This window comes from Leeuwenhoekiella sp. H156 (assembly GCF_052218455.1).
GTDB lineage: Bacteria > Bacteroidota > Bacteroidia > Flavobacteriales > Flavobacteriaceae > Leeuwenhoekiella > Leeuwenhoekiella parthenopeia.
In genome coordinates this window covers 3,415,846-3,442,233 of record NZ_CP197499.1, presented here as the reverse complement: position 1 = coordinate 3,442,233, position 26,388 = coordinate 3,415,846, and the positions used below count along the sequence as shown (strand labels likewise).

The window sequence follows — 26,388 nt, the reverse complement described above, 5'->3', positions numbered from 1 at the left end:
GCAGACCTATGGTTACAAACTAACATTTATGTTTTCACTTTTTCGCGAAAATGTGCGCATCGCTTTTGATTCTATACGTACGCAATTGTTGCGCACCATACTTACCGTATTGATTATCGCAATAGGTATTACGGCTCTTGTGGCCATTTTAAGCCTGGTTAAAGCGCTTGAAAACACCATAAGCAGTGATTTCTCCTCTATGGGTGCCAATACGTTTAATATACAGCGGTATGAGTTTAATACCCGCAGACGCGGAAGCGGTGAAGATCAAAAAATAAATCCTGTGATACGCTACACACAGGTGAAAGCCTTCGAAGAAAACTATGTTTTTCCTACGTCTCAGGTTTCGGTTTCCTTTACCGGTACCTCGACCGCCGAGGTAAAATTTGAAAATGAAGAAACAGATCCAGAAGTCACCGTACTTGGAGCCAATGAAAACTTCCTTGAAAACTCCGGCCTGGATTTAGCTTTGGGCCGTGATTTTACGCAGTTTGATATTCAAAACAACAATAGGGTTTGTATTTTGGGAAGCGATTTTAAAAACGGACTGCTCAAAAACGTAAATCCCATCAATAAAACCATCAGCATTCGCGGCTCGCGCTTTAAGGTCATAGGAGTGCTTGAAGAAAAGGGTTCAACTTTTGGAAATAATCAGGATTTACGGGTAATTATCCCTATTCAGGTTGCGAGGTCCCTATTTACACAACCCAACATCAATTATTCGGTAAGTGTGAAAGTAGATAATAAAGATGCTTTTGAAGGAGCTCTCGATGAAGCGATCATCACCTTTAGAAATATCAGACAACTCGCGCCTGTTGAAGAAAATGATTTTGGAATAGGCAGAAGTGATGACCTAATCAACCAAATTAGTGAAATAAGCGGTTATCTCTCTATTGCCGCCTGGGTTATAAGCCTGATAACGATATTGGGTTCATCGATAGCCCTTATGAACATTATGCTGGTTTCGGTTACTGAACGTACCCGCGAAATTGGTGTACGTAAAGCGTTGGGAGCCAAAAAGAGCACCATTGCAGGACAGTTTCTAATGGAAACGATTATGATAGGTCAGTTTGGCGGTATACTTGGAATTATTCTGGGAATAGCCATCGGAATTCTCATATCTTCTGTAGCTAATTTTAATTTCACCACACCCTGGCTGGCTATGTTTTCGGCTACCGCAGTAACGCTGATTGTAGCGATTATTGCAGGCCTCTTACCTGCAGTTAAAGCCGCAAAATTAGACCCGGTAGAATCGCTGCGCTACGAGTAATCTAAATTTGAATTTAGGAATGAGATTAGGTAAGCTAATCTACTTCAACAAATTTCTCAAACCACTTGTACAGATCGCCCTGTGTGATATTTGCACCTTGCCGTATTAAGACGAAAATATCATTGTTGCGATCATCAGAAAGCAGCTTACTCGAGGTGTACAGATTTACATCGTCTTTCATGAAATTTTCCTGAAGCCATTTGTAACCAGCAGCTGTGGTTATGTCGATGCTTTTATTTTCGACTTCAATAGAAATCATACTTATTTTAACAGCACCTACTTCAAAGAGAAACATATGCTGGGCCGAAAAATGCTCGAGATACTGCACTTTGCTTAAAACACCTTCCCAGATAAGATCGCTAAAGACGTCCAGTTCCTGCTCTGCAACCTCGGGCTTATCGCGTTTTATAGACTCCCACTCGTCTGCGGTGATTGACTGTGTTGCCAGAAAATTTATAAACTCCTGGTGCATTTCATCAAGTTGTTCTTTAGTAAGTCTGATGTATTTCATTACTGAATTTTTTAAATAAAAAAAGCTCCCGCGATAGCGGAAGCTTTTTAATATAATTCAAAAGTCTTAAGCTTCTGCTACAACGTCAAAAGTAAGATTTGTGATTACATCACGGTGAAAACGAAGACTGGCTTCGTATTGACCTAAACGCTTGATGTTACCACCAGCGATAGTGATGTATTTTCTATCGATTTGTACTCCTTCTTTAGCCAAAGCTTCAGCAAGGTCTGCATCTGTAACAGAACCGAAAAGTTTGTCAGCCTCACCTGCTTTAGCAGTAAGTTTAATTTCAAGACCGTTTGCTTTTTCAGCCTGTGCTTTTGCAGCATCGACAGCTTTCTTCTCCTTATAAGCGCGTTGCTTTAGGTTTTCTTCCAATACCTTTTTTGCAGAAGGAGTTGCCAAAATAGCAAAACCCTGAGGTATTAGATAGTTTCTACCGTAACCGTTCTTAACAGTTACTAAATCATCAACAAATCCTAGATTGTCGACGTCTTTTTTAAGAATAACTTCCATCTCTTATCTAGTTTTTATTTGTACAAGTCAGTTACGTAAGGCATAAGAGCCAGGTGACGTGCGCGTTTAACGGCAACACTCACTTTACGCTGATACTTTAAAGAAGTACCGGTAAGACGACGAGGTAACAATTTACCCTGCTCATTTACAAATGACGCCAACCAGTCTGCATCTTTATAATCAACATACTTAATACCTGAACGCTTAAAACGACAGTATTTTTTAGTTTTAGAGGTTTCAATATTTAACGGAGTTAAATATCTGATTTCCCCATCTTTTTTAGCTTTTGCTTGTTGCTCAATAGATGATGCCATAACTATGCTTTTTCTTTGTTTCTTTTTCTACGTTTTTCGGCCCACTCTACGGCATATTTGTCAAGCTTAACAGTTAAGAAACGCATAATGCGCTCGTCACGTCTAAGCTCAAGCTCAAATGTTGCAACTGCCTCACCGGGCACCTGGAATTCGAAAAGATGGTAAAAACCACTTTTCTTGTTTTGGATTGTGTAGGCTAATTTTTTAAGCCCCCAATCTTCTTTAGAAATCATCTTGGCACCGTTAGAAACAAGTAAATCTTCAAACTTCTTTACTGTTTCCTTTACCTGATCATCAGATAAAACGGGATTCAAAATGAAAACAGCTTCGTAATGATTCATATTTATAGTTTATTTAAAAGGAGTGCAAAAGTAGTCTAATTTATAGAAAATACAAAAGTTAGTTCATATAATTCGACCACTAACCTCCTCTTTTGACGTACGAATTATCATAAATGCAAAATAATCGATGAACTACACAAAAAAGTTGGTTTGTATGGTATTTCTAATTAGATTTGTCTGTATTAACATTTTTTTAAATAACAACATTGGAAGAACTTATACTTGACTGCGCTGTAGTTGATGATTCCAGCCTGCAACGGCTTGCCATCGTCAAGATGATTAAAGATCATCCTAACCTGAGACTGGCGGCTCAATACAACAATGCTATTGAGACCAAAAATGGTCTTTTGGAAACCAAGGTAGATCTGATCTTTCTCGATATTGAGATGCCTATACTTACAGGCTTTGATCTTCTGGATGATTTAGTACATAAACCACAAATTATATTTGTTACCGGAAAGACTAAATATGCCTATAAAGCATTTAATTACAATGCGATAGACTATTTAAGGAAGCCGCTTACCAAAGATCGTTTTTTAAACGCTGTGCATAAAGCGATAAACCTGCACCGTCTTAAAACCGAAGGAAATGTGGAGGATGATGATTATATCTTCGTAAAGAGTAATCTTAAGAAAAAGAAAGTGTTCCTCAATGACCTGAAGTTTATTGAAGCTTTGGGCGATTATGTGAAACTGGTTACTTATAATGAACCCATCATCGTTCTTTCTACCATGAAAGCTTTTGAATCTCAGTTACCCGCTGAGCGATTTATGCGTATACACAAATCGTATATCATTAATCTGGATAAGGTTGAAAAATACAACAGCCGAAACATAGAGATTGAAGGAGATAAAATTCCTTTAAGCAGACATAAGAAAACCAAACTGATGGAAGCCCTCTCAAACTAAAAGGTTCTCCCGTAAAGACTTAAAATCCCGCTTATTGTGGGATTTTTTATGCCTAGTAGTTATCTACATTCAGCATAATTTTCACACTGCGGAATTGAGCTATGCTCGAAAACGTAGTTCGCACTTTCAGGATTGCTTTTTTGGTTTTTTCAAGGCTTTGCTTTCGGGGTATTTTTACCAGAATGTTGCGATGGTATTCATTGCGTATACGTGAAATAGGTGGTGGTTCGGGGCCAAGAATCTGTTCCTGAAATACATTCTTAAGAGCTTGTCCCATCCAGATTGAAGCCTCTTCTATTTTTTGAAAATCACGATGTTTAAGGGTAATTTTTATCAAACGACAAAACGGCGGATACTTATAAATGTGCCGCTCTTCGAGCTGCTCGTGGTACATAGCCTCATAATCATTAACAGAAACCTGCTGCAAAATCTGATGATGTGGATTGTAACTCTGTATCAACACCTTGCCGCGCTTTTGGGTACGCCCTGCCCTTCCCGACACCTGCTGAATCAATTGAAAACTGCGCTCGTGCGCTCTAAAGTCCGGGATGTTAAGCATATTATCTGCATTTAAAATCCCCACCAGGGTAACATTCCTAAAATCGAGGCCTTTGGTAAGCATTTGTGTTCCTACAAGGATGTCTATTTCTCCCTGTTCAAATGCGGTTATTATCTTTTCAAAGCCAAATTTTCCCCGGGTGGTATCAGAATCCATCCTGCCAATATTATGATCCGGAAACAATTGACGCAATTCGCCTTCTACCTGCTCCGTCCCAAAACCCTTAGTATCCAGTTCAATGCTTCCGCAGGCCATACACTTCTCGAGCATGGCGATGTGATACCCACAATAATGACAGCGCAACTGCCCGCGGTGCTTGTGATAGGTAAGGCTCACATCACAATTGGGACACTGGGGCGCGTGACCACAGGTCTTACATTCGAGTACCGGAGAATAGCCCCTTCTATTCTGAAATAAAATAACCTGCTCTCCTTCCTGAAGAGCTTCCTGAATAGCCAAAATCAAATCTTCACTAAAATGACCGTTCATTTTTTTCTTACGATGACGATCCTGAATATCAATGATGGTATTTTCAGGCATTAAAATATTACCGTAACGCTGCTTAAGTTCTACCAAAGCGTACTTGCCTACAGATGCATTATAATAGGTTTCAAGAGAGGGCGTAGCCGAACCCAACAACACCTTCGCGCCTTGCTGATATGCCAGCACAATAGCGGCATCCCGCGCCTGATAACGGGGTGCAGGATCGTATTGCTTGTAGCTATTCTCGTGCTCCTCATCTACCACAACCAGCCCAAGATTGCTGAAAGGCAAAAACAATGCACTACGGGCACCCAGAATGAGCTGGGCTTTATCCTGTTTATTTAAAACATTATTCCAGACCTCTACGCGCTCGTGAACGGTATATTTTGAATGATAAACCGATAATTTATTACCAAAATATTCCTGGAGCCTCGAAACCAATTGGGTTGTAAGAGCAATCTCAGGCAATAAATAAAGTACCTGTTTTCCTTCATCGAGATAAGACTTTATGAGATTAACGTAAACTTCAGTCTTGCCTGAAGCTGTTACACCGTGCAGCAGGCATACGTCATGCTGCTCAAAGGAAGCATTGATAGCTGCTAATGCAGCGCTCTGCGCATCGTTAAGATTTTTTACCTGAGTATCATCTGCACCTTTATAGGATATGCGATCCTGTCGCAGTTCGAAGAGCTCAAAAATACCTTTATCTACAAGGGCTTTTAATTGCGCGGAGGAAGCCTGAGCCTGGGCCTGTAATTCTTTGGCCTTTAAAGGCTTTTTAGACCTTGCCTGCAACGAAAAATAAGTAAGTAGTAATTCCCGCTGCTTCGGCGCCCGATCTAGTTCATCTAGAGCCTCGTGCATTTTATCCTCGACCTTATAGGAATCTGCTAAACGAACATACTTGACCAGTTTGGGTCTGTAAGCTTCATAAATCTCCTGATCGAGGGCTACCAAACCTTTATCTATAATGGTATTGATGATGGGCAGAACTTTTTTTCTATCGAGTAACTGCATCACTTCGCTGATGCGCAATACGGTACGCCCCTCAAATGCCTGAAGAATTGCAAGGGCCTCCTCATCTTCCAGCTCGATGTCCTCGGGAATAGTTTGAACCAATCGCTTGATGATAGTCTCGCTTTCGAGGAGAAAAGCTCCCGGCAATGCTGCACGCATCACCTCCCCCAGAGTAGCCATATAATAGGTAGCCATCCACTTCCAGTAATTGAGCTGCTCAGGATTAATTACCGGGGTCTCATCGAGGATTTGCTCGATTTCTTTAGCCTCATAAATGCGGGGCTCTTCCTGATGTACGCGAATAGCAAGCGAGGTATAGATTTTGTTTTTACCAAAAGGAACAGCCAGGCGCATTCCCGGCTTAATAAAACTGTATTCAGCCTCGCTTATACTATAAGTAAATGCTTTCTCTACAGGAATTGGTAAAATTACGTCTACAAAATACACCGGGTAAAGATAAAAAAAAGGCTGTCTTCAGGATTGAAAACAGCCTTCTCTTTAATGTATTTTATAAGCTTACTGAACGCGCGTCCAGTACTGAGTTCTTCCTAAAAGAGAGAAACCAATATAGCCACGTACTTTAAGTTTGTTTGCATTTTCGAGTTCGATAAGACACTTGTATTCTTTTCCACTCTGTGGATCTAAGATTGTTCCACCATTATACTCATCGCCATCCTTTTCTAATCCATTCATGATGACCATACCCATAATCGGCTTGTTCTTGTTTGCGCCGTCACACTCGGTACATTTAGCATCCTGACGATCCTTGTTAAGGATTTCTACGATTTTTCCGTATACTTTTCCGTCTTTTTTGTAGATCTCGATGATTGATTTTGCTTCTCCGGTCTCATCATCAATTGACTTCCACTTACCGGTTACCTCCTGGGCAAAAAGCCCGGCTGTAGCAAACAAAGCAAACATTAAAAAAGCAGTTATTTTTTTCATATTTAATAATTAAGAGTTAAAGAAAATTCTAAAGTTTTATATTCTGTATAACAATTATACACTATTTTAAATTATTCTCAACGGCTTCATTTTGCTTTGCTAAAGATTTTTTTGAATCTCTTCGCCTTTTGAGTCTGTACATTGCTGCATTGAGTTCAAAACCCAGTAAAAGCAAATTGGAGTTGAGCCAAATGTAAACCATCAAAATAAGCAGGGCACCCAGCGAACCGTAGAGTTCGTTATAGGTTGAAAAGTTATTGATGTACAAGCCAAATAAATAGGTCGTCAGTATAAATAAAAACGTGGTCACTGTGGCTCCTATTGAGAAAAAATTCCAGTGCTTTCCTTCTTTGGTTCCGAAATAGTACAGATTGGCTACCACGCCATAGATTAAAATGAGCAATCCTAAAAAACTTCCCAACTGAGAAATTAACGTCAATGAACTCGTATCTGCTGCTTTATCCCTGTTTTTAAGTTCTTCCATCGAGAAAAGCTCCTGCAAATAAAATTGGAAATACAATATTCCTATTACTACAATTAACAACAACAGTGCCAACATTATAGAAACCCCTAAGGCCACAACATATTGCTTAAACAAATCCCGCTTCACTACGGTATGAAAGCTATATTCAAAGCCGGTAAAAATTGCGTTTACCCCGTTGGCCATAAGGAAGATGGCAAACACCAGGGTGAATGATAACAGACCCGCCCTTGGGTTTGCCGCGATATCAAGCAAAATGGGTTCGAAAAAATCCTGAGTCTGAGGAGGTAGCAGTCGATCTATAAAACTCAACAATTCTGTTTGAAACCCGTCGATGGGTACATAAGGAATGAGGTTCAGGATAAATAAGAAAAAAGGGAAAAGCGCCATAAAAAAGCTGTAGGCAATCGCACTGGCGCGGGTTGCAAAAGTGCCTTTAAGTATACCTACCGCGTACAACTCCCAAAAATCATAGAGCGATAAACCTTCAAAGCCGGGAATGATGACCGTTTTCGCCCATTTCACAACGGGCAATAAAAATTTTATGGTAAGCAGCTTGTCATCAAACTCGTCACTCATCTAGACTGCTTTAAGACTTAAATCCATATTGTAAACCGAATGGGTGAGCGCTCCGCTTGAGATATAGTCTACCCCACATTTTGCGTACTCAACCAGGGTTTCTTCATTGATCCCCCCACTTGATTCGGTGAGGCATTGATCACCTATAAGCTCAACTGCCTTACGGGTAGCTTCATAGTTAAAGTTATCGAGCAAAATGCGGTAAACCCCACCTGCTTTAAGGATTTCCTGTACTTCTTCAAGATCGCGGGCTTCCACAATAATTTTAAGATCCAGATTGTGGGTCTTTAGGTACGTTTGCGTTTTATGAATCGCTTTGATAATTCCACCTGCAAAATCAATATGATTATCCTTTAGCATCACCATATCGTACAGCGCAAAACGATGATTCTCCCCTCCTCCTATCTTAACTGCCATTTTTTCTAATGCCCTGAATCCCGGAGTGGTTTTTCGGGTATCTAGGATTTTGGTTCCTGTGTCTTTCAACAAATCGGCGTAATGTCTGGTTTTAGTGGCAATGGCACTCATACGCTGCATCGCGTTTAAAACTAAACGTTCGGCCTTTAAAATACTCTGAGAACTTCCATTTACGTGTAAAACGATATCACCTACGTTTACCAGACTACCATCTTCAATATGAATTTCTGTTTTTAAGTCTGAATCTACGTAAGCAAATACCTTTTGGGCGAAAGCAACCCCGGCAATCACCCCGGCTTCTTTAACCAACAACTTGGCTTTGCCAGTTGCCTCTTCAGGAATGCAGGCGAGCGAACTGTAATCACCGGGGCCTACATCTTCACGGATGGCGTTTTCAATTATTCTATCTATCTCTAAATCAAGTTGAGCTGCTGTAATCATTACCGGTATTCTATTTGTGCTAAGTTAGGGAAACGAGTCCTCAATTTACAACTCCGCTTTCTAATTTAGCCTACTCTCGCTTTTATTAGCTACGCCAAAAGCTAAAATACCTCGAGGATTGTCTTGATAAAGGCTTTGTTTGCTTTGGATGCCGCGCAGCCTTGCCCGAGAAAGTTTACTTGGCCTCCCAAAATTGAAAAATAGTATTTTTACCCAATGAACATTAAACTGCTTTGCATCGGTAAAACCGACGACCGCAATCTGGAAGAACTCATCGCTGTTTATACCAAACGGCTGAAGTTTTACGTGAATTTTGAATTTGAAATCATTCCCGATCTTAAAAAGACCAAAAACCTTTCGGAAGAACAACAAAAAGAAAAGGAAGGCGAACTTATTCTGAATAAACTGCAATCGCAAGACGAACTCATATTGCTTGATGAAAACGGAAAGGACTTTAGCAGTGTAAAGTTTGCCGATTATCTTCAGAAAAAAATGAACAGCGGGATTAAAACTCTGGTCTTTGTAATCGGCGGACCTTATGGTTTCTCTCCTCAGGTTTATGCCGCCGCCCGCGGAAAGGTATCTCTGTCAAAAATGACGTTTTCCCATCAAATGATTCGGCTTTTTATGACCGAGCAGGTGTATCGGGCGTTTACGATTTTACGGAATGAACCTTACCATCACCGGTAATTGCTATTTCTATTCCTATTGTTATTGAAGCCAAAAGTTTTGCAGGCAAAACAGTTATTGATTATTAGGTTATTTAAAACAATTTCAGCGCAATCGGAAAAGATCTGGTAAAAGTTGGGAGTCTCAGTGGGAAGTATGAGTAGGCAGTCGCAGTTGGCAGTCTAAGTAGGCAATTAGCAAAAATTAGATTCCAGTGGTTTAACCTTAAACTAACTCAATAACGCAATAACTCAATAACCCAATAACCCAATTAACTTATAACATTAAAATCAACCTTTCCGCTCAACTGGAACCCAGATTTCCTCCTCAGACTCGGGATGTTCGGGACCGTAGTACTTTTCTCCCAGGCGTTCAAAATGCGCGCGATCGTCAAGCTGGTAACCCGATTGTGGAAGCCAGGTACCGTAGATGTAATTGGAAGTTTCTACAAATTGTTTAACCGGCCCCACGTGCGTAAAAACAGCGTAAAGTCCGCCGGCCAAAACCTTAGTCTGCATTCCTTCAGGCACTATGTTGAAATTCTCAACCTCAACAGCTGCCCAGCGCTCAAACTCCGTCTCCCGGGTAAATTCTTCCACTTTAAACCCAATAGGATACACCTGCATCGAGTAAAACCCGGAATCTACACGATTGACAATTTCTTTATGACTGCTCATAAAATCCTTCCACAAAGCTGCGGTATTATCAAAGGAAAGTGTGGTGGTAATGCATTTGCCAATGAGTTTACGAGGTTCCACTTCGACGAGCTTGGGAGTCAATTTTTTAGATGGATTGGTCATAGCTGAAAAATACTGATTTTCTTTCAATTTCAAATTGTTCAATTGGGTCTACCATTGAGAACTAGTTTAAAACTTGGCCTTTCTTTAACCTAAAGACTGATTCTAAACTCCTAATATTGAATGAACAAAAAATCCATACTATGGAAGGCCACAAACTCATCAAACGCTTTTTCCTTTTTACCACAGCTATGCAAATAGGCTATTACGCCGTGAGATATGCTGATAAAAACAAAGACCTGATCAAAAAGAAGTACAAGGAACTGAAGGCTAAAAAAGCTTAATTACATCTTTTTAATCCCGTGCTCCAGCACTTGTTTAATCCCTTCCAGATTTTCTGAAAACTGCATCATTTGGGCTAAAACCTGCGCCATTTCATTAGCATTACCAAAGCCCTTGAGCTTGTTGTTTTTTACAAAAGTTTCTTTGATCGAAGACCAGCGTGCAAGCTCTTCCGCAGAGATTGATCCAATCAATTCTTTATATTTCAGCAAATTAGCTTCTGCCGAAGCGGTAAGCGTTTGCGACTCACTCTCGTAATGGGACAGCAATAAGGTCTGTAACTCTTTCTCATTCATAATTGGTACCACTTTGGCCACCAGCTTATTCATATCCCGGTATGAGCCCTGCAGTTTAAAGGCAGGCTCGGTACGGTATGCATCTTCCATCGCTGCAGATTTGATGTAGGCAGCATTTACTTTGAGCACCGTATCCCGAATTTTTAAAACCTTATCAAGTATCGAATTGTATTCTTCAAGTTCGCGATTGCTATGATTTCCTTTAAGCTGAAGCTCTTCATTTCCGGTTTCCAGGCGTTGAAGCAGCGTATATACATCGTCAAAATTCTTACTGCTTAGCTGTTGCAAAATTGGGTTTGCGGTAAGGGAATTTTCGATCAGACTCAATTTGAATAAATCTTCGGTATCCCCAATGATGTCTCCCAGGTTGTAAATATCTGCCCGGTTTGCGAGCATATCAGGAATCTGGAACTTCGCGCCGCTTTCGGTATACGGGTTACCCGCCATAATTACACAAAATTTCTTTCCGCGTAAATCGTAGGTTTTAGACTTTTCGCGATACACCCCTTCTATTTTACGGGTTCCGTCAGAAAGCGAAATAAATTTCTGTAAAAACTCCGGATTGCAATGCTGAATATCATCCAAATACAACATTACATTATTTCCCATTTCAAAAGCCAGATTGAGCTTTTTAAGTTCTTCTCGCGAAGCCGAATTGGTCGCCGCAGCCGGGTCTACTGAAGTCACCTCGTGCCCTATGGCCGGACCGTTAATTTTCATAAATACGAGTCCGAGTCGGTTTGCGATGTACTCCATCAGCGTGGTTTTACCATATCCCGGTGGCGAAATAAGCAACAGCATCCCCATTCTATCGGTTCGCGTGGTATCGCCCACCGTTCCCAATTGCTTGGCCAGATTATCCCCAAACAGTGGAAAATACACCTGATCAATTAATTTATTGCGTACGAAAGAAGTGAGGACTTTCGGTTTGAATTCCTCCAGTTTCAGTTCTTCCTTAAGGCGTTCGGTCACTTCGTGTTTCGCTTTGCGAAAAGCTTCAAAGGCTGCCACATCCTCATCAACAAAACGCGCTAAAGTCGCCGTAAACTGATGATAATTAAAGCTAAAACTACCTTCAGAAATGGTCTGGTGATCGCCTTTTAAACCGCTGATTTCTTCAAAAGCTGAAATCGCATTGATTTCTGAAACCGAATCGTCTTCAAAAAGAATCAGGCACACGACCTCATCCACGTACGAAAGTTTATTCTTCTGCTCGATCACCGATGCTTCCGTTTTGGCACGCACAAAAGCCGTCACCCACTGGCGTATCAGGGCAATTTTAGATTCAAAATCCGCCTGATTCTCATAGCTGTTTTTAAACCGAATATCGGCCTGTCTGTTTTTCAGATCATTTAGAAAAGCTTCCTTTAGATCAACAGCAACCGCACTTTGAGTAAATAAATCGTCACTTTGCAGTTCCGCAAACAGGTACGATGCGATTGCAGGACTCTGTTCCTGGTCAAAAAGCAGGCTGGTTTCTGCGAAATGGTTCAGTTTGTTGATCAGATAATCGAGAACAAAATCAGACTCCGGATTATCGGGAAAATACTGCAAAACTTCCCCGGAAGCTTTCAGCTTTAAATTGATCCTTTTTTGCTCTTCAGCTTCCAGACTATTCCAAAAATACTGAGCATTTGCCCGTATTTGCGGATTGTAGATCAACAAGCCTAAATTCTTATGCTTGTGTACCAAAACCTTCAGAATCTGTGCGGCATCCTGGTCGTGAACGCCCTTCACGTAACCCTCGCTGTAATTGGAATTACTCACGTGCTGTACGTATTCTAAAAGCTCTGCATCACTCGCATTATACAACTTGTCGAAAGCTTCGGTCTTAAATAATTTATAAGCCAAATAAGCTGCACGATACACGGTTTCGTTTTCAGAAACATATTCCTGATCCCATATCGGGCGGGAGTTGAGCAACACAGGATTATCCAGTTGCTGGTAAAAGTCGGTACCCGTAAGGTGATAGGCCAAAATTCCATCTTTGAGAACTATGGTAAGATCTAACGGCTGCCGGTTTACGCCAAATTTATGTTTCCCCAGCTTGATGATGTTTTCACCATCTTCATACAAATCCAATTTGTCTTTGAGCTTACGCAGGGCATCTTCGCGAGCCACTTTAAGCGCCGTCTCGAGTTCTTCGGCTTTACCGCTATCTTCAAGATCATTAAGTTGTACGATGATATCGCGCACCTTGTTAATCATAAGGTCGGAAGCAAAATACCCGTTGATCTCATCTGCCGAACCCAGACTTTGGGCACGTTTCACTACTCCTTTCAGAATGCGTTCTGAAGCATTTTGCAACGCAAGCGCTTTCTTATTACGCTTTTCGACTAAAGCATTTTTACGGGCTTCAAAGGCGGCATAAACTTCTTCACGCTTCTCGATAATGCGCGTTACAAACTCTTCAAAATCTGCAAATTTCCCTTCAAGCTCTTCAAGCTGAATCGAAATTTTATTCTGAAACTCGTCGCATTTCTCGGGGGTATTGGCAATATCCAGATAGTTGATGATACTTTGGTCAATCAACTTAAGCTGTGCAGCAAAATCAGCCTGTGCCTCAGCGCTTCCAAGGCTTTTCTTTTTGTTCTTTAAGGCCGCTTTAAGCTGATTGATCGTGGCAAAAATCAGCGAAATGTTATCGATGATCTGCGTGGCGTGTGCGGTGTCTTCAATTTCGAGATTGGTGACAATATCGATAAGCAACTCAAGGTCTGCTGCAATCTGGTTGACTTCGTCTTCCAGACCTTTAGCCTCAATAACTTTCTTAACCGAATCAAGCTTTTGCTGCTTTTCGGCAACCTGATTGTGATAGGGCTGCAGGGCTTTATCATCCAGTAAAAACTGAACGCAACGCCGCGAAATTTTCTGGGTTTGCTCGCCGATTTCGGTTTCCAGCGTATTGAGAAAATCGAGATCTACATAACGCACCTCCCGCAGACTGATGACCTTACCGCGCAAACTGCGCAACTGGGTGAGCAAGGCCACAAACTCGTTAATCGATTTAAACGAAGTGCTCTTGATTTTACCAAATAAAGCTTCGGCTTCCTTGCGAATTTCCTGCGTTTGCTGTGCAGCATGCCGACGCAGTTCGGTTACTTTTTCAAACTCATCAATAGCCGCATTTGCCGCTTTATTGATTTCGCGAAGCGGAAGGTCTAAGCGCTGCGTTTCGTCTTCATTGAGCCAGTAATACGCATCCTGAATGTCTTTGGCAGACTTGGCGATATCAGCGTACAAACCATCGTAATTATCTTCTTTATTGAGTAAGGTAATCAGCGCCTGAGACTCGGCCATTGCCTTTACAATATCTTTGTTCCCGATTTTGTAAAGTAAGGTATCAGTATGCTGTGAGGGCATATAATCGCCTTTCAGAAAAGGTGTTTGCCAGATCTGAACGACATGGTGCTTGGTCTGGTTTTCTTCGGCGGTAAAATAGCAGAGTTCGCCATGTTCCAAAAGCGTGAAACCGCTACAAACAATAGGTGTTTTAATTTCCTGACTGATGATGTTATACGACATCAGCTTGTACAGCCCCTTTCCGGGTTCGTAAAACACGTACATAAAGTCTTCGCCGTTGGGCGAACTTATTTTCTGCTGAAACTTTAAATTGGTGAGTCCGTCATCAAAGACTTTGTATTCGCCGGTTTGCAGGTAATAGCCATCGGGGAAAATGATTCCCTGATCGTCCGGAAGCAAAACAGCTGCGACGCCAATGCTCTGTATCTTGTGTACGGCTTTTATCTTGTGGTTGTACACAAAATAGCGTGAAGCTTCCTGAAAAGGCTTGATTTCTATGGCGATAAGATTCCCCAAATTTGCATAACGGTATTGCCCGTCATCAAGCGTCTGGTCAAAATGTTCTACCGGCTCTGAGAAAATGCCTTTTCCGTCTTCGGTGTTGTCTTCAATTTTAATGGTGAGATCACCGCCGATGGTTTCCACAAAAACCCGATCTAAAATCGAAACGTGTGAATGCACACCATAGCGGTGCATATCGCGGGTAACTTCCTGCCATTTAAACTCGTGCTGCGGCGGAAAACGATACTCGTGATCGCTGCGGTTATCTACATATTCCAGCTGATTTTCATTGATCAGCCATTTAAAAGTTTTGATATCACTTACGCTTTCGCTCAGCTGAAAAACCATATGCAAATAGTTCCCTATGATCGCGAAGCGCGAAAAAATGGTATTGCGATAATACTTATAGAGGTTTGCGAAATCGGTTTTAAAGGTATCATCCTCCAGCAACTCGAGGCTTATGGGATCAAAGCGGTTTTCAGTAAAGGTGTACATACTGAACACGTCTGAAAGTTTGATCTCTGTACGCAGGCCAAAATGCACGTTGTACCCAAAAATGCAAGTATTTCCCAGCGACACGATATCCCGGGCAATACAGTTATTTTCAGTATTGATACGGTCGTTGGCGATCAGCTTGGTTTCAAGCGAACCGAAAACCTTTTTTCGGGACTCGTTTAAAGCCGTAAGTTTCTGCTGAAGCTCTTTCTTTTGCTTTTGCAAACGCCCGCGAATGATGGCGTAGGTTCCGCCATCAAGGGTGTCCTGATTCGGAGTTTCAGTAGGGTTATTTATAGATTTTGACGTTTCTGCCATTTTAAATCTTACTTTTTTAAGTAATTAATAGTACTCTCAAATAGAGTAACTAACTAAATAGGTCTTCCACCCCCGACGCATCGGAGCAAACTGACGAACATTGTCACACTGAGCTTGTCGAATTGCAATTTCAAACTTAACCTAACGAGTCATCTTGTGATGCTGAACTTGTTGAAGTGTTGTGTCACGCTGAGCCTGTCGAAGCGCTTCCGTCTAAATCAAAGCCTGTTTCTACTTTTCAATTCTATTACCGAACTGGGTGTAATTCTTCGAAAACAAAATCAAATTTTCCCAATTCCCTTCAATGAGAGCTATTTTCTTTCTCCTACTCCAGCCCTTTATTTTCTTCTCCCATAAAATAGCCTGATCTGCCTTATTAAAGCTTTCACTCCAAACTAACTCGACAGATCTGCGTTTAAATGTATAGGAATCAGATCTGAGCCCCGAGTTATGCTGATCGACACGTAAATCCAAATTACTGGACACACCGGTGTAAAAGCTATCATCGCTACATTTTAAGATATAAACGAAATAGGTTTTCATTTGATGTTTAGTGGTTCTATAGGTCTTCGACAAGCTCAGACTGACATTTGATTTCCTTTTTTGACTCTACGACCCCCGAAGCTTCGGGGCAGACTGACATTACAATGAGTTCGCATTTTTCAAGTCTTCGACAAGCTCAGACTGACAATTGAGTCACGCTGAGCCTGTCGAAGCTTTACTTCAACTTCTTGCTGTCAATACCCAGCCCTTTTGCGAGGTTAAACAAATTGCTGAACAAAGTTTGCTCCTCGCTGTCGTGAGATTGCTCTTTGAGGTGCATCAAGAGGTTTGCAATAGTCAGATTCTTGATATCTTCCGAAGAAACGCCGTATTTATCAGCAAACTCCTTTACTTTTTCAAGCAGATTGCCTTTGACGTCGTCACTGCCCAGAATCGCATTTTTCACATCCTGAATATTGGTGCTGTTTGCAACCAGACGATCATAGCCTTTGGCTCTGGTAATCTGACCAATAATCTGATCAAAGAACATGGTCTCACCACCTACAATATCAATCTTCGCGGCTTTAAGCGCATCACCTATCACCTGTGCCTGAGCATCAGCAATATCTTTCTGTATGTTGATGTGTGCTAAATCTACCTGAAGTTCTTTATCCAGACGCAGTTTGAACTCTTCGTGTTCTTTACCTACACCATCCAGTTTCTTCATCGCATTGGCCTTCTCTTCGATTCCGGCAGCATCAGCCATCGCTTTCTCTTTGATCACCGCTGCTTCTGCAAGACCATCTTTGCGTTTGGCTTCGGCTTTAGCTTCCATACCGGCAGCTTCGGCTTTCATTTTCTTCTCGATGATTGAAGCTTCTACAATCCCCTGGCGCTCGTTAGCATCTGCCTTAGCGTGCATTACCTGAGCTTCAGACATACCTACTGTCGCTTCTTCTTTCGCCTGTGCTTCGGCTAAAATCTTACGTGCCTGAGCTTCTTTTTCTGAAGCTTCCTTATGAGCAAGTGCTTCGATGTTGATCTCTTCAGCCTTCTGTTTTGCGGCTTCTTTTTGCGCCTCTGCAGCTTTTATGGTTTTGATCAGATCTTCCTGAGCGTTGGCTTCGGCAATCGTGATTTTAACCTGCTTCTCCCGGTCTGCGGTCTTGAATGCCTGAATATCTTTCATGCTCTCCTGCTCTTCTACCACGCCTTTTTCGAGCATTACCCGGTCGCGAATCACATCCTGAATATTTTTCTTCTCTACTTCAACCACCTTCTCTTTCTCGATCTGAGCCAGAGTTACCACGCGCTCTCTTTCGGTAGCCTCGAGTAAACGGTCTTTTTCAACACGCTCGGTTTCTACCACATCGGTACGCATCTTGTTTTTAGCAGCCACAATAATCTGGCGCTCCATATTCTCTTCAGCTACCTTAACTTTTTCCTGTGTGGCAATACGCGCAGTTTCTGACTTTAATCGCTCTTCTTCAGCCACTTTCAGCGTTTCAGCCTCTTCACGCGCCTTGATGTTAGCAATCTCCCGTTTTTGCTGCTCTTCCTTTTCAGCTAATTGCTTGTCGAGTTCTAAAATAGCTTCGCGGGCTTCCACATCCTGCTTGCGGATGGTTTTCTCCTCATCGCGCTTAATCAGGTTTGCCTTTACATTCTGGGCTGCTGTGAGCTCCGTAATTTTCTTGATCCCTTCCGCATCCAGAATATTATCGGGTTTTAGATGAGTGACCGGAGTCTGTTCCAGAAAGTCGATCGCACAATCTTCGAGGGTATAGCCGTTAAGGTCTGTACCAATGATATCAACGATCTCATCGCGGAATTCACGGCGGGCCTCATACAATTCAATAAACTGAAACTTTTTACCTACCGTTTTCAGGGCTTCGGAAAATTTAGCCTCAAAAAGATCCTCAAGGGTTTCTATGCGGGAAGCACGGGCAACACCGATGGTCTGCGCCACTTTTTTGATATAGGCCACATCGTTGTTAACACGAACGAAGAATGCCACCTTGATATCTGCCCGCATATTGTCTTTACAAATAAGGCCTTCAACGCCCAGGCGTTCAATCTGGATTTTCTTGACCGAAACGTCCATTATTTCAACTCTGTGGAAAACCGGAACAACGTATAGTCCTTTGTCTGTAGCCACTTTAGTACCCCCAAAACCGGTACGAATAAGGGCCTGACCCTGATGGACTTTTTTGTAAAACATCGCGATGATCGCGAAATAAACGATGACCAGGAACAAGAGTATTCCTAATCCAATTCCAATAATTGGTAAAACTTGATTCATTTTTGATTGATTTATTTAGTCGTTATAATTCTCTACTAAGTAATAATTATGATCTGCAGATTGTTTAATGATCAACACGGTGCTGCCGTAAGTCAGTGGTTCGCCGGTAAGGGATTTTACGTAAACAGACATCGCGTTACCGTCTGCCAGTACTTCGGCGTTACCCATTTTTTCACCTGCAATTGAGGAAAGCAATGTGGCTTTTCGGCCCAAAAAGTCTATCGCCACATCACCATCTTTATTTAAATGCCTGAAGAAGCCTTTAAACGGAGCGGTAAAAAGTTTGTTGACGATTAATGCCGGAAAGAAAGCCACAAGCATAATGACAAAGCCAAATACATTGTCATACGTAAACGTAAGAGCGGTCGTCAGCGTGGTCATTAACCACCAGATGAAAATCCAGCAGGTAAAGGTGAACATAAACGGAAGCCCTACAAAGTTGAAATAGATCAAAAAAATCTGCCAGGCTTTTAAAGGCTTACGGCGTTTCCCTATTACTTGCTCTTTGTTTACTTCGACATTTGAAACATCTTCAAAGTCCATATTGCCTCCTTCCAGACCGGTATCAAGGTCGACATCGGCATCAACGTCGACATCCACATCAATATCTAGGTCAAAGTCGATACCGCCTATCATCGTGACGATCCAGTAAAGGATCAAAATGATGAGTAAGATGGTGAGGACGATATTTACCTCCGAAAAAAGTACTTCTGTAAGCGTTGCGTTCACGGTTATCCCTGTTTTTCTGAGTCGTTAAGACCTAATTGTGCTTTTAATTTTTCGAGTTCGTCTTCAGCTTTTGCCGTGCTGGTATCAGCCGCCTTGTCTAACTCATCATCGATTGACTTCGACGCATTGGCAATATCGCCGTAAGCTTCGGCAAGTGCTTCTTCCTGTGCGACTTTTTCCTTCATTCGCTCCAGCATGGAGACAGTACCGGTGCTATCCAGCTCGGCCATTTGTTTATTCAGGCTTTTAGTAGCGTTGCTCACTTTTACCCGGGCCTTAAGCGTTTTAAGCTCATTTTCCCATTTGCTGATGTTTGCTTTGATATTCTGAATGTTTTTCTGCAACTGGGCCACATTGTTGTCAAATTTCTCCGATTCGGTTTTAGCCTGAGCGACCTGCTTTTCGGACTCTTCCTTTTTAAGGAGGGCTTCTTTAGCAAGACGGTCAGCCTCTGCGGCATCCATTTGTTTATTGTGCGCCTTTTTAAGAATCACAATGGCTTTGCTTTGATAATCTTCGGCCTTGTTTTGAAATTCTTCCTGGTCGTTTTTGGCACGTATGGCCAAAGCCTTCACCTGAGCTAAAGCCTCCAGGCTTTTATCGAGGTCGTGCTTCATATCGCGAATACCCTGTTCGGTTAATTTGATCGGGTCTTCCATATTATCAATTGCAGCATTGGCTTCTGCCTCTCCTATTTTAAATAAGCGTCTAAAAATGTTCATGAGTTCTAGGTTTTAATATTTTGAAAATTCAATGATTTTATCTGAGTATTCACTCATCAGCAGACTTAAGGAGTTTAGCGAACCTTCGAGTTCATTCAAATCCATATTTTCAATCTGTAAGGTGTCTCTAAAAATGACTTTTTCGCCCGTCTCGTTGAGTACAAAAGCCCCATGAATGACATCGCGATTCTTTTGAAGCAGACTTTTAAAGATTTTTTCTGACTGGTTGTTGATCTTAAAGATGAACTGTTCCATAATTAAAATGGGCGGAGCAACACCCAATATGAGATTTTTGATACCCGAAGATTCTTTCTGTACGACCAGAATACCATCCTGCGGATTCTCGAAGGTTATATTAAAGTCTAACTCCAGTAAAAAGTTCTTGGTAATTGAAAAATGATCTTTCATCGGCTTTTGGTTAGCGAGGTGTTAAAATTTTCTAAAGTTTAATAATACAAAATCTAAACAATAAATGTTTAAACTACAGGAAATATTAGCGTCAATAATGCGTGAATTAATACTACCATAAGTGTTTGTTTTTAAATTGATGTTTTGTTTGAACTACAACACGTGATCAGGGTGTCTACTAAAAAAATTAGCTGAATTGAATTCGTTTCGCTAATTTTGTTAGATAAATTTACAAATAAAAATCTTATTTGCAAATAATATTAGCAATATATGTCATTTTTCGGAAAAAACATCAGAAAGATTCGTAGCGTAAAAACCTTAAGCCAGCAGGCATTTGCAGAGCTATTTGACTTAAAACGAGGCACTTTGGGGGCTTATGAAGAAGGCCGAAGCGAACCAAAAATCGAAACCATCATCACTATTGCTAATTATTTTAGCATCCCCATAGATGATTTGCTAACGCGGGAACTTACCGTAAACGAATTGCTCAAATTTAAAAGTTCGTTGACTGAACAGTTTGAAGTCGTTGCTACAGAACGTTTTCCTTCAATACCCTGTATAACAGATACCAATGCTTCAGATTATGTGCAGTTTTGTGAAAAAGAAAGCTTTATTGATGATATGGTTAGTTTGGCCCTGCCTGTAGAATCGGAAGCTGAATTGCGGGGATATGTTATTCAAAGTCTCGAAATGAGCAATCAGGATCAGGGCTTGTTTCCTAAAGATCTGGTTATAGGAGAGCGGGTTAAACCTACCAAGCTTGATAAATTAAGACGTGGTGAAATGGTGCTTGTAGTGACCAAAAGTCAACTGATTTTAAGACGCCTCTACCTACAGGGTGATGTATTGGTCCTCAGAGCCGATCATAAAAACGTGCAGGAAATCACGATTAACCGCACTGATGTATGCGAGCTGTGGCGCATAATAGCGGTTTTTCAAAAACGAGTACCGGAAGTCACAAATGGTATCGAAGAAAAACTACTGAAGCTTGAAGAGGAATTTGCTAAGCTACGCGGGAGAATTTGAAAATCCATCTTCGATCTTATACTTAAACTGATTCTTGCCAAAGATGGAAGCATAGGTTTGTCTCCAGATCAGGACATCTCTGTCATCCATTGATTTGCAGATAAGAACTTTGTGATCTAGAAAAACAGTTCGAGGCCAAGCGAGAAAAGGAATGGGAGGTCTATTACTCATTTTAAAAGGATTTCTTTTCATACTCATTGAATCTGGCGTACTTAATTCGATTAGAATTAAATTTTGTGATTCACAGTATTTTATAGCATCCAGTAAATGATCAGAATAATAAAAATAAAGAGCGCCAAAAAACCGAACGCCCATATAGACTAGCAGGAGTAGAAATCCTAAAACAAAAAGTATACTAATGGTTTCCTGAAGCATATTTTCTAACTCCGGCCAAATTTAGATCACTCTGCTAACTCCAATTCGAGCTGTTCAAGCCTGTACGCTTCACGCAATTGTCGGCGCTGTTGTTTTATGGTAAGTGTACTCCCGTCGTGACTCCATCCCGGAGGTCCAAAAATATACATCCATTTGTCTCTGAATTTGGGTGACTTTTTAGTGTCGTTCCAAATGTCTTTATACTCGTGGGTAAGAATAATTAACGGATTATAGCTGTTTGGAGCGTGCGTAACCCCGTATTCGATATCAATGTCCTCGTCGAGTTCCTTAAAGGTCCCAAAAACCCGGTCGAAAATATTGAGGAATCCACCGTGATTTTTATCCATATACTCCAAATTGCGGGCGTGATGCACCTGATGCATCGTATGGGTATTAAATACTTTATCAATGACACCCAGTTTTGGCACATATTGCGAATGCAGCTGAAACTGCCACAACGCTTCAATCCCCAGGCAGACCACTAACATTTCGGGTGGAAAACCGATAGCGACAATCCACACATAAAATAAAGGTTTGTAGAAAATGGTAAACCAGCCGTTACGCACGGCGGTTCCTAAATTGAAATTGTCTGACGAGTGGTGTACGATATGTGCGGCCCAGAAAAAACGGACCATATGATTCTGCCGGTGAAACCAGTAATACGAAAAATCATCTGCAATCTGGCACAAAATCCATACATACCAGGCATAGCCAAAGGATTCCCAGCCCATAATATTTTGCCGAACGCCATCAACCATTGGGTTGAATAATTCATACACCCAGCTAAAAAGCAGAATAACGGTTATGGTTTTTATAAGCGGCGCAATTAGCGTTGATCCCACGCCCATAGTAAGGCTGGCAGCAAGATCCTTCCAATTATAAATGTGGTCGTGATCGCTATGCTTACTGTAGGTGAGCTCGACTAAAATTAATCCTAAAAAACAGGGAACTCCGTAAATTAACGGGTTTGTGAAATCCATAAAGTGGGCTTAGACCCTAAACTTACCGAATACGCAGCACAATCCCATCGTAATCAGCCAGAAATCTTAAAATTTTGTGAAAAATTAATACTCCTGTTTAACAAATCCTCAAACAGCTTTGAAATACATTACTCAGAAAATAATAACCCTGTTTGATAATTAGTGTTTTTACTAAACTAAAGCTTCTTAGCTTCTTCCCAGAATACATCCATCTCGCCCAGTGTCATATCCCGTAAATCTTTATTGTTTTCTTTTGCCTTAGATTCCAGATATTGAAAGCGCTTGATAAACTTTTTATTTGTGCGCTCGAGCGCGCTCTCGGGATCTACTTTTAAAAAGCGGGCGTAGTTAATCATCGAGAATAAAACATCGCCAAATTCGGCCTCAATTTTTTCCGGATCCTGAGCGTTTACTTCTTCCTGCAGTTCGGCGAGTTCTTCCTGTAACTTTTCAAAAACCTGTTGGGGTTCTTCCCAGTCAAAGCCTACACCGGCCACTTTATCCTGAATGCGACTGGCCTTAACCAGTGCAGGTAAGGATTTTGGCACGCCTTCGAGCACCGATTTCTTTCCTTCTTTCAGTTTTAAATTTTCCCAATTGCGCTTTACATCTTCTTCATTTCCTACCTCTACATCGCCGTAAATATGCGGATGTCTCGAAATAAGCTTTTCGCAGATTCCGTTAGCAACATCTGCGATATCAAAATCGCCGGTCTCGCTGCCTATTTTAGCATAAAACACAATGTGCAACAGCAAGTCACCCAACTCCTTTTTAACCTCATCGAGATCATTATCCAGAATCGCATCTCCCAGCTCGTAGGTTTCTTCAATAGTGAGATGCCGTAAAGTCTGCATGGTTTGTTTGCGATCCCAGGGGCACTGCTCGCGCAATTCATTCATTATGGTGAGCAGGCGGTCTATCGCTTGCAGTTGGTCTTCTCTTGTATTCATTTTTTAGAAAATTAAGGCCTAAACACCTATTAAACTATAAAGTTAGGCATCCTGCCACATTAACACTGATCCTTAGCAAATCAATTTAAATCCTGATTTGATTTCAAAAAAAAAACCACAATCTGAATATTCAAATTGTGGTTTTTCATGCGTTTCAAACGCTTATTTCTTGCGGGCTGCGGTACTTTTTGCAGTGCCTCCTTTTTTAGCGGAAGAGGATTTGGGTGCAGCCTTGGTTGCTGCAGGCTTTGCCTTTTCACCTTTAGGAGCTGCTTTAGCCGCAGGCTTTTCTTTTGGTTCTTCGGCTACCGGCTCTTCTGCTTTCTGAGCAGGAAGCAAATCGTTTTCCTGTAGTAAATTATACCATTGAATCACTTTCTTGATGTCACTTGCGTACACGCGGTCTTCATCAAAATTTGGAAGAATTTCGAAGAAATACGCCTCCAATTCATCCTTAGACCCCTTATGATCAATGGCTTTACCACCGTTTTCCTTTTCAGCTATTTTAGCAAAAACCTCACGCAAGGGAGTTTCACCATCCAAAGTATAAATAGAAATTTCTGAAAGCACACTCACGTTGTGACGCAGGCCTACCGGCATTTTCTTACCGTCTGTAAGGGATTCTGCAATGAAACCGGTGCGGGTTTGTGCACGCAAATGGTATAAACCGGGTTTACCAGAAATTGAAACTATTTTATCTAAACTCATACGTTTTATTTAGCCGTTAAAAACGGGATTACTATGTTAATGCTATTTTGAATAAGGGGGCAAATATCTAGGGTCTTTTTTAATTTTCAAAATAAATAAAGCACCCCTGTCTGATTTTAACTATCGCAGCTTAATGTCTGGGAAACGCATACGGTAATCTGCATTGACCTTACCCTTGCTGATGTTACCCAGTTTATTTTTGATAATGCGTTTTTTAAGGCTGCTAAGTTTGTCTGTAAACAATACACCTTCAATGTGATCGTACTCGTGCTGAATCACGCGGGCCAGCAAACCATCAAATTCTTCTACGTGCTCATTAAAATCGGCATCCTGGTATTTGATCTTGATATTCGGGCATCTGAAGACCTCTTCATTGACACCGGGAATACTCAGGCAACCCTCGTTAAATGCCCATTCATCACCGGTTTCTTCTAAAATCTCCGGATTGATAAAAGCTTGCTTAAAGCTTTTTAATCGTTGTTGCTCGGCCTCGCTTAAATCTTCATCATCAGCAAACGGGGTGGCATCTACTACAAACAATCGTATCGAACGCCCAATTTGCGGTGCTGCCAGGCCTACACCGCTGGCACCATACATGGTCTCAAACATATTTTCGATCAACGCATCAAGACCGGGATAATCTGGTGTTATGGGCTCTGCTTTTTTTCTAAGTACGGGATCTCCGTAAGCCACTATAGGTAAAATCATATCTACTGGTTACTTTTTAAAACCCAAAAAAGGGCGCTTCAGGCTTATTGATTGTACAAATAAGATTGAAGTATAATGGTCGCACTTATTTCGTCAAGAAGTGCTTTGTTTTTACGTTGTTTCTTTTTCATCCCGCCATCGAGCATCGACTGTGCTGCCATTTTAGAAGTAAACCGCTCATCCACACGTTTGATTGGAATGCTGGTTATTTTTTCTAAGCTTTCGCGAAATTTCTGAATGTTTGCTTCCACATCAGAAGCTACATTATTGAGGCGTTTTGGTTCCCCTAAAATAATCAAAGCCACATCTTCGGCTTCTAAATACTTTTTTAAAAATGGAAGCAATTCTGACGTATTTACAGTGGTCAAACCCGAAGCGATAAGCTGTAACTCATCGGTCACGGCAATGCCGGTGCGTTTGGTACCATAATCTAATGCCAGAATGCGAGCCATGTAATTTTTTGGCAAAAGTAAGGTATTCAACTAAGATGAACCAAAAACTCGGCTGCTATGAGCCAAAATTAAATAGAACTGCCGTGTTCATTTAATGTATCTAAACTTCTGGAGGCGATCTTGGGTTTTTCAAAACTGCTGGGTTATCTTTAACCCCGCAAAGTAATCTACCTCGGGGCAAGACCACGAGGCATTCTTTAAAACTAAATTTTTAATTTCGAGGCAAGCCCCAGAGGAAGTATACCTTTGGCGTTGCCAATAAAAAGTAAACCAACCTTACAACATGCAACAGGTAAAAAATCTTATTGAAGCAGCGTGGGATGATCGCTCGTTATTACAGGACAAAGTCACTCAGGATGCAATACGCGAAGTGATTGAACTTTTAGACGGAGGCACCCTTCGCGTTGCAGAACCCGATGGTGATGACTGGAAGGTAAACGAATGGGTTAAGAAAGCCGTAGTACTCTACTTCCCTATTCAAAAGATGGAAAAACTGGAAGTGGGTATTTTTGAATACCACGATAAAATGCCGCTTAAACGCGGGTACCAGGATAAAGGAATACGCGTGGTACCTCACGCTGTAGCCCGTCACGGAGCCTACATTTCTAAAGGAGTGATCTTAATGCCCAGTTATGTAAACATCGGGGCTTATGTAGATGAAGGTACGATGGTTGACACCTGGGCGACAGTAGGTAGTTGTGCACAAATAGGTAAAAATGTGCACCTCTCGGGTGGTGTGGGTATAGGCGGAGTTTTAGAGCCTTTACAGGCTGCACCCGTAATTATAGGTGACAACGCATTTATTGGATCGCGTTGTATCGTCGTTGAAGGTGTACGCGTAGGCAAAGAAGCCGTTTTGGGTGCTAATGTGGTGCTTACCGCTTCAACTAAAATCATTGACGTAACCGGTGACGAGCCTAAAGAAACCAAAGGATACGTTCCACCGCGCTCTGTGGTTATTCCGGGGAGTTATACTAAGAAATTTGCTGCCGGTGAGTATCAGGTGCCTTGTGCGCTGATCATTGGTACCCGTAAAGAAAGTACCGATAAGAAAACCTCACTTAACGACGCGTTACGTGAGTACGATGTGGCGGTGTAATTT

General features: G+C 41.5%; 26 protein-coding genes. 6 read left to right on the top strand and 20 right to left on the bottom strand.

Annotation, left to right across the window (positions count from 1 at the left end; translation table 11 throughout):
* Nucleotides 1–28 precede the first annotated feature (28 nt).
* Nucleotides 29–1,270: an ABC transporter permease gene (locus ACSSS3_RS14575; RefSeq protein ID WP_442845244.1), complete on the top strand. Its 1,242-nt coding sequence runs from the start codon at nucleotides 29–31 to the stop codon at nucleotides 1,268–1,270.
* A gap of 34 nt (nucleotides 1,271–1,304) precedes the next feature.
* On the opposite strand, the gene ACSSS3_RS14570 is transcribed toward ACSSS3_RS14575, so the two are convergent.
* From ACSSS3_RS14570 to rpsF, 4 genes are all read right to left on the bottom strand, one after another.
* Entirely contained in the window at nucleotides 1,305–1,781 is a 477-nt protein-coding gene (locus ACSSS3_RS14570) for a DUF6495 family protein (protein ID WP_442845243.1), read from the bottom strand.
* A 66-nt stretch (nucleotides 1,782–1,847) separates the two neighbouring features.
* Nucleotides 1,848–2,297, bottom strand: a complete 450-nt coding sequence (rplI, locus tag ACSSS3_RS14565; protein ID WP_228228211.1) for a 50S ribosomal protein L9 — start codon at nucleotides 2,295–2,297, stop codon at nucleotides 1,848–1,850.
* Between the two features lie 14 nt (nucleotides 2,298–2,311).
* Nucleotides 2,312–2,611, bottom strand: a complete 300-nt coding sequence (gene rpsR, locus ACSSS3_RS14560) for a 30S ribosomal protein S18 (protein ID WP_009780627.1) — start codon at nucleotides 2,609–2,611, stop codon at nucleotides 2,312–2,314.
* A 2-nt stretch (nucleotides 2,612–2,613) separates the two neighbouring features.
* Complete coding sequence (gene rpsF / locus ACSSS3_RS14555) at nucleotides 2,614–2,952, bottom strand: 30S ribosomal protein S6 (RefSeq protein ID WP_228228212.1); 339 nt, start codon at nucleotides 2,950–2,952, stop codon at nucleotides 2,614–2,616.
* A gap of 206 nt (nucleotides 2,953–3,158) precedes the next feature.
* Here rpsF and ACSSS3_RS14550 point away from each other — a divergent pair, with 206 nt between their 5' ends.
* Complete coding sequence (locus ACSSS3_RS14550; protein WP_228228213.1) at nucleotides 3,159–3,860, top strand: LytR/AlgR family response regulator transcription factor; 702 nt, start codon at nucleotides 3,159–3,161, stop codon at nucleotides 3,858–3,860.
* A gap of 52 nt (nucleotides 3,861–3,912) precedes the next feature.
* On the opposite strand, the gene priA is transcribed toward ACSSS3_RS14550, so the two are convergent.
* The 4 genes from priA to nadC form a co-directional block, all read right to left on the bottom strand.
* Nucleotides 3,913–6,366, bottom strand: a complete 2,454-nt coding sequence (gene priA, locus ACSSS3_RS14545) for a replication restart helicase PriA (RefSeq protein ID WP_442845242.1) — start codon at nucleotides 6,364–6,366, stop codon at nucleotides 3,913–3,915.
* A gap of 69 nt (nucleotides 6,367–6,435) precedes the next feature.
* Nucleotides 6,436–6,864, bottom strand: a complete 429-nt coding sequence (locus tag ACSSS3_RS14540) for a DUF2147 domain-containing protein (protein WP_228228215.1) — start codon at nucleotides 6,862–6,864, stop codon at nucleotides 6,436–6,438.
* A gap of 61 nt (nucleotides 6,865–6,925) precedes the next feature.
* The gene (locus tag ACSSS3_RS14535) at nucleotides 6,926–7,924 is read right to left on the bottom strand and encodes a YihY/virulence factor BrkB family protein (protein ID WP_442845241.1); all 999 of its coding nucleotides are present in this window, start codon (nucleotides 7,922–7,924) and stop codon (nucleotides 6,926–6,928) included.
* The gene (gene nadC / locus ACSSS3_RS14530) at nucleotides 7,925–8,782 is read right to left on the bottom strand and encodes a carboxylating nicotinate-nucleotide diphosphorylase (RefSeq protein WP_442845240.1); all 858 of its coding nucleotides are present in this window, start codon (nucleotides 8,780–8,782) and stop codon (nucleotides 7,925–7,927) included.
* 216 nt (nucleotides 8,783–8,998) lie between these two features.
* Between nadC and rlmH the strand changes: the two genes are divergently transcribed.
* Nucleotides 8,999–9,472 (top strand): 23S rRNA (pseudouridine(1915)-N(3))-methyltransferase RlmH, encoded by a 474-nt coding sequence (gene rlmH, locus ACSSS3_RS14525; protein WP_442845239.1) that lies wholly within the window; start codon nucleotides 8,999–9,001, stop codon nucleotides 9,470–9,472.
* Nucleotides 9,473–9,741: 269 nt separating this feature from the next.
* On the opposite strand, the gene ACSSS3_RS14520 is transcribed toward rlmH, so the two are convergent.
* Nucleotides 9,742–10,251, bottom strand: a complete 510-nt coding sequence (locus tag ACSSS3_RS14520) for a GyrI-like domain-containing protein (RefSeq protein ID WP_442845238.1) — start codon at nucleotides 10,249–10,251, stop codon at nucleotides 9,742–9,744.
* 140 nt (nucleotides 10,252–10,391) lie between these two features.
* On the opposite strand from ACSSS3_RS14520, the gene ACSSS3_RS14515 reads away from it, so the two are divergent.
* A complete protein-coding gene (locus tag ACSSS3_RS14515; protein ID WP_442845237.1) occupies nucleotides 10,392–10,532 on the top strand; it encodes a hypothetical protein in 141 nt (46 codons plus the stop codon).
* On the opposite strand, the gene ACSSS3_RS14510 is transcribed toward ACSSS3_RS14515, so the two are convergent.
* The 6 genes from ACSSS3_RS14510 to ACSSS3_RS14485 form a co-directional block, all read right to left on the bottom strand.
* Entirely contained in the window at nucleotides 10,533–15,443 is a 4,911-nt protein-coding gene (locus ACSSS3_RS14510; RefSeq protein WP_442845236.1) for a DNA repair ATPase, read from the bottom strand.
* 231 nt (nucleotides 15,444–15,674) lie between these two features.
* Complete coding sequence (locus tag ACSSS3_RS14505; RefSeq protein WP_442845235.1) at nucleotides 15,675–15,986, bottom strand: GIY-YIG nuclease family protein; 312 nt, start codon at nucleotides 15,984–15,986, stop codon at nucleotides 15,675–15,677.
* A 175-nt stretch (nucleotides 15,987–16,161) separates the two neighbouring features.
* Nucleotides 16,162–18,228 (bottom strand): flotillin family protein, encoded by a 2,067-nt coding sequence (locus ACSSS3_RS14500; RefSeq protein WP_442845234.1) that lies wholly within the window; start codon nucleotides 18,226–18,228, stop codon nucleotides 16,162–16,164.
* Nucleotides 18,229–18,243: 15 nt separating this feature from the next.
* Complete coding sequence (locus ACSSS3_RS14495; RefSeq protein ID WP_442845233.1) at nucleotides 18,244–18,957, bottom strand: hypothetical protein; 714 nt, start codon at nucleotides 18,955–18,957, stop codon at nucleotides 18,244–18,246.
* A 2-nt stretch (nucleotides 18,958–18,959) separates the two neighbouring features.
* Nucleotides 18,960–19,679, bottom strand: a complete 720-nt coding sequence (locus ACSSS3_RS14490) for a PspA/IM30 family protein (RefSeq protein ID WP_442845232.1) — start codon at nucleotides 19,677–19,679, stop codon at nucleotides 18,960–18,962.
* Between the two features lie 12 nt (nucleotides 19,680–19,691).
* Entirely contained in the window at nucleotides 19,692–20,087 is a 396-nt protein-coding gene (locus tag ACSSS3_RS14485; RefSeq protein WP_228228225.1) for a YbjN domain-containing protein, read from the bottom strand.
* 270 nt (nucleotides 20,088–20,357) lie between these two features.
* Here ACSSS3_RS14485 and ACSSS3_RS14480 point away from each other — a divergent pair, with 270 nt between their 5' ends.
* Nucleotides 20,358–21,113 carry a helix-turn-helix domain-containing protein gene (locus tag ACSSS3_RS14480; protein ID WP_442845231.1) on the top strand — a complete coding sequence of 252 codons (756 nt, stop codon included), beginning with the start codon at nucleotides 20,358–20,360 and terminating at the stop codon, nucleotides 21,111–21,113.
* 401 nt (nucleotides 21,114–21,514) lie between these two features.
* On the opposite strand, the gene ACSSS3_RS14475 is transcribed toward ACSSS3_RS14480, so the two are convergent.
* The 5 genes from ACSSS3_RS14475 to ruvX all read right to left on the bottom strand — a co-directional run bounded on the left by ACSSS3_RS14475 (nucleotide 21,515) and on the right by ruvX (nucleotide 25,286).
* On the bottom strand, nucleotides 21,515–22,468 hold the full coding sequence (locus tag ACSSS3_RS14475; RefSeq protein WP_442845230.1) for a sterol desaturase family protein: 954 nt from the start codon (nucleotides 22,466–22,468) through the stop codon (nucleotides 21,515–21,517).
* Nucleotides 22,469–22,644: 176 nt separating this feature from the next.
* Complete coding sequence (mazG, locus tag ACSSS3_RS14470; RefSeq protein WP_442845229.1) at nucleotides 22,645–23,418, bottom strand: nucleoside triphosphate pyrophosphohydrolase; 774 nt, start codon at nucleotides 23,416–23,418, stop codon at nucleotides 22,645–22,647.
* 162 nt (nucleotides 23,419–23,580) lie between these two features.
* Entirely contained in the window at nucleotides 23,581–24,126 is a 546-nt protein-coding gene (locus ACSSS3_RS14465) for a DUF5606 family protein (RefSeq protein ID WP_442845228.1), read from the bottom strand.
* 120 nt (nucleotides 24,127–24,246) lie between these two features.
* On the bottom strand, nucleotides 24,247–24,834 hold the full coding sequence (gene def / locus ACSSS3_RS14460) for a peptide deformylase (RefSeq protein WP_442845227.1): 588 nt from the start codon (nucleotides 24,832–24,834) through the stop codon (nucleotides 24,247–24,249).
* 44 nt (nucleotides 24,835–24,878) lie between these two features.
* Entirely contained in the window at nucleotides 24,879–25,286 is a 408-nt protein-coding gene (gene ruvX / locus ACSSS3_RS14455; RefSeq protein ID WP_228228231.1) for a Holliday junction resolvase RuvX, read from the bottom strand.
* 283 nt (nucleotides 25,287–25,569) lie between these two features.
* Here ruvX and ACSSS3_RS14450 point away from each other — a divergent pair, with 283 nt between their 5' ends.
* Nucleotides 25,570–26,385, top strand: coding sequence for a 2,3,4,5-tetrahydropyridine-2,6-dicarboxylate N-succinyltransferase (locus ACSSS3_RS14450; RefSeq protein WP_228228232.1), 816 nt, complete (start codon nucleotides 25,570–25,572; stop codon nucleotides 26,383–26,385).
* The last annotated feature ends 3 nt before the right edge of the window (nucleotides 26,386–26,388 follow it).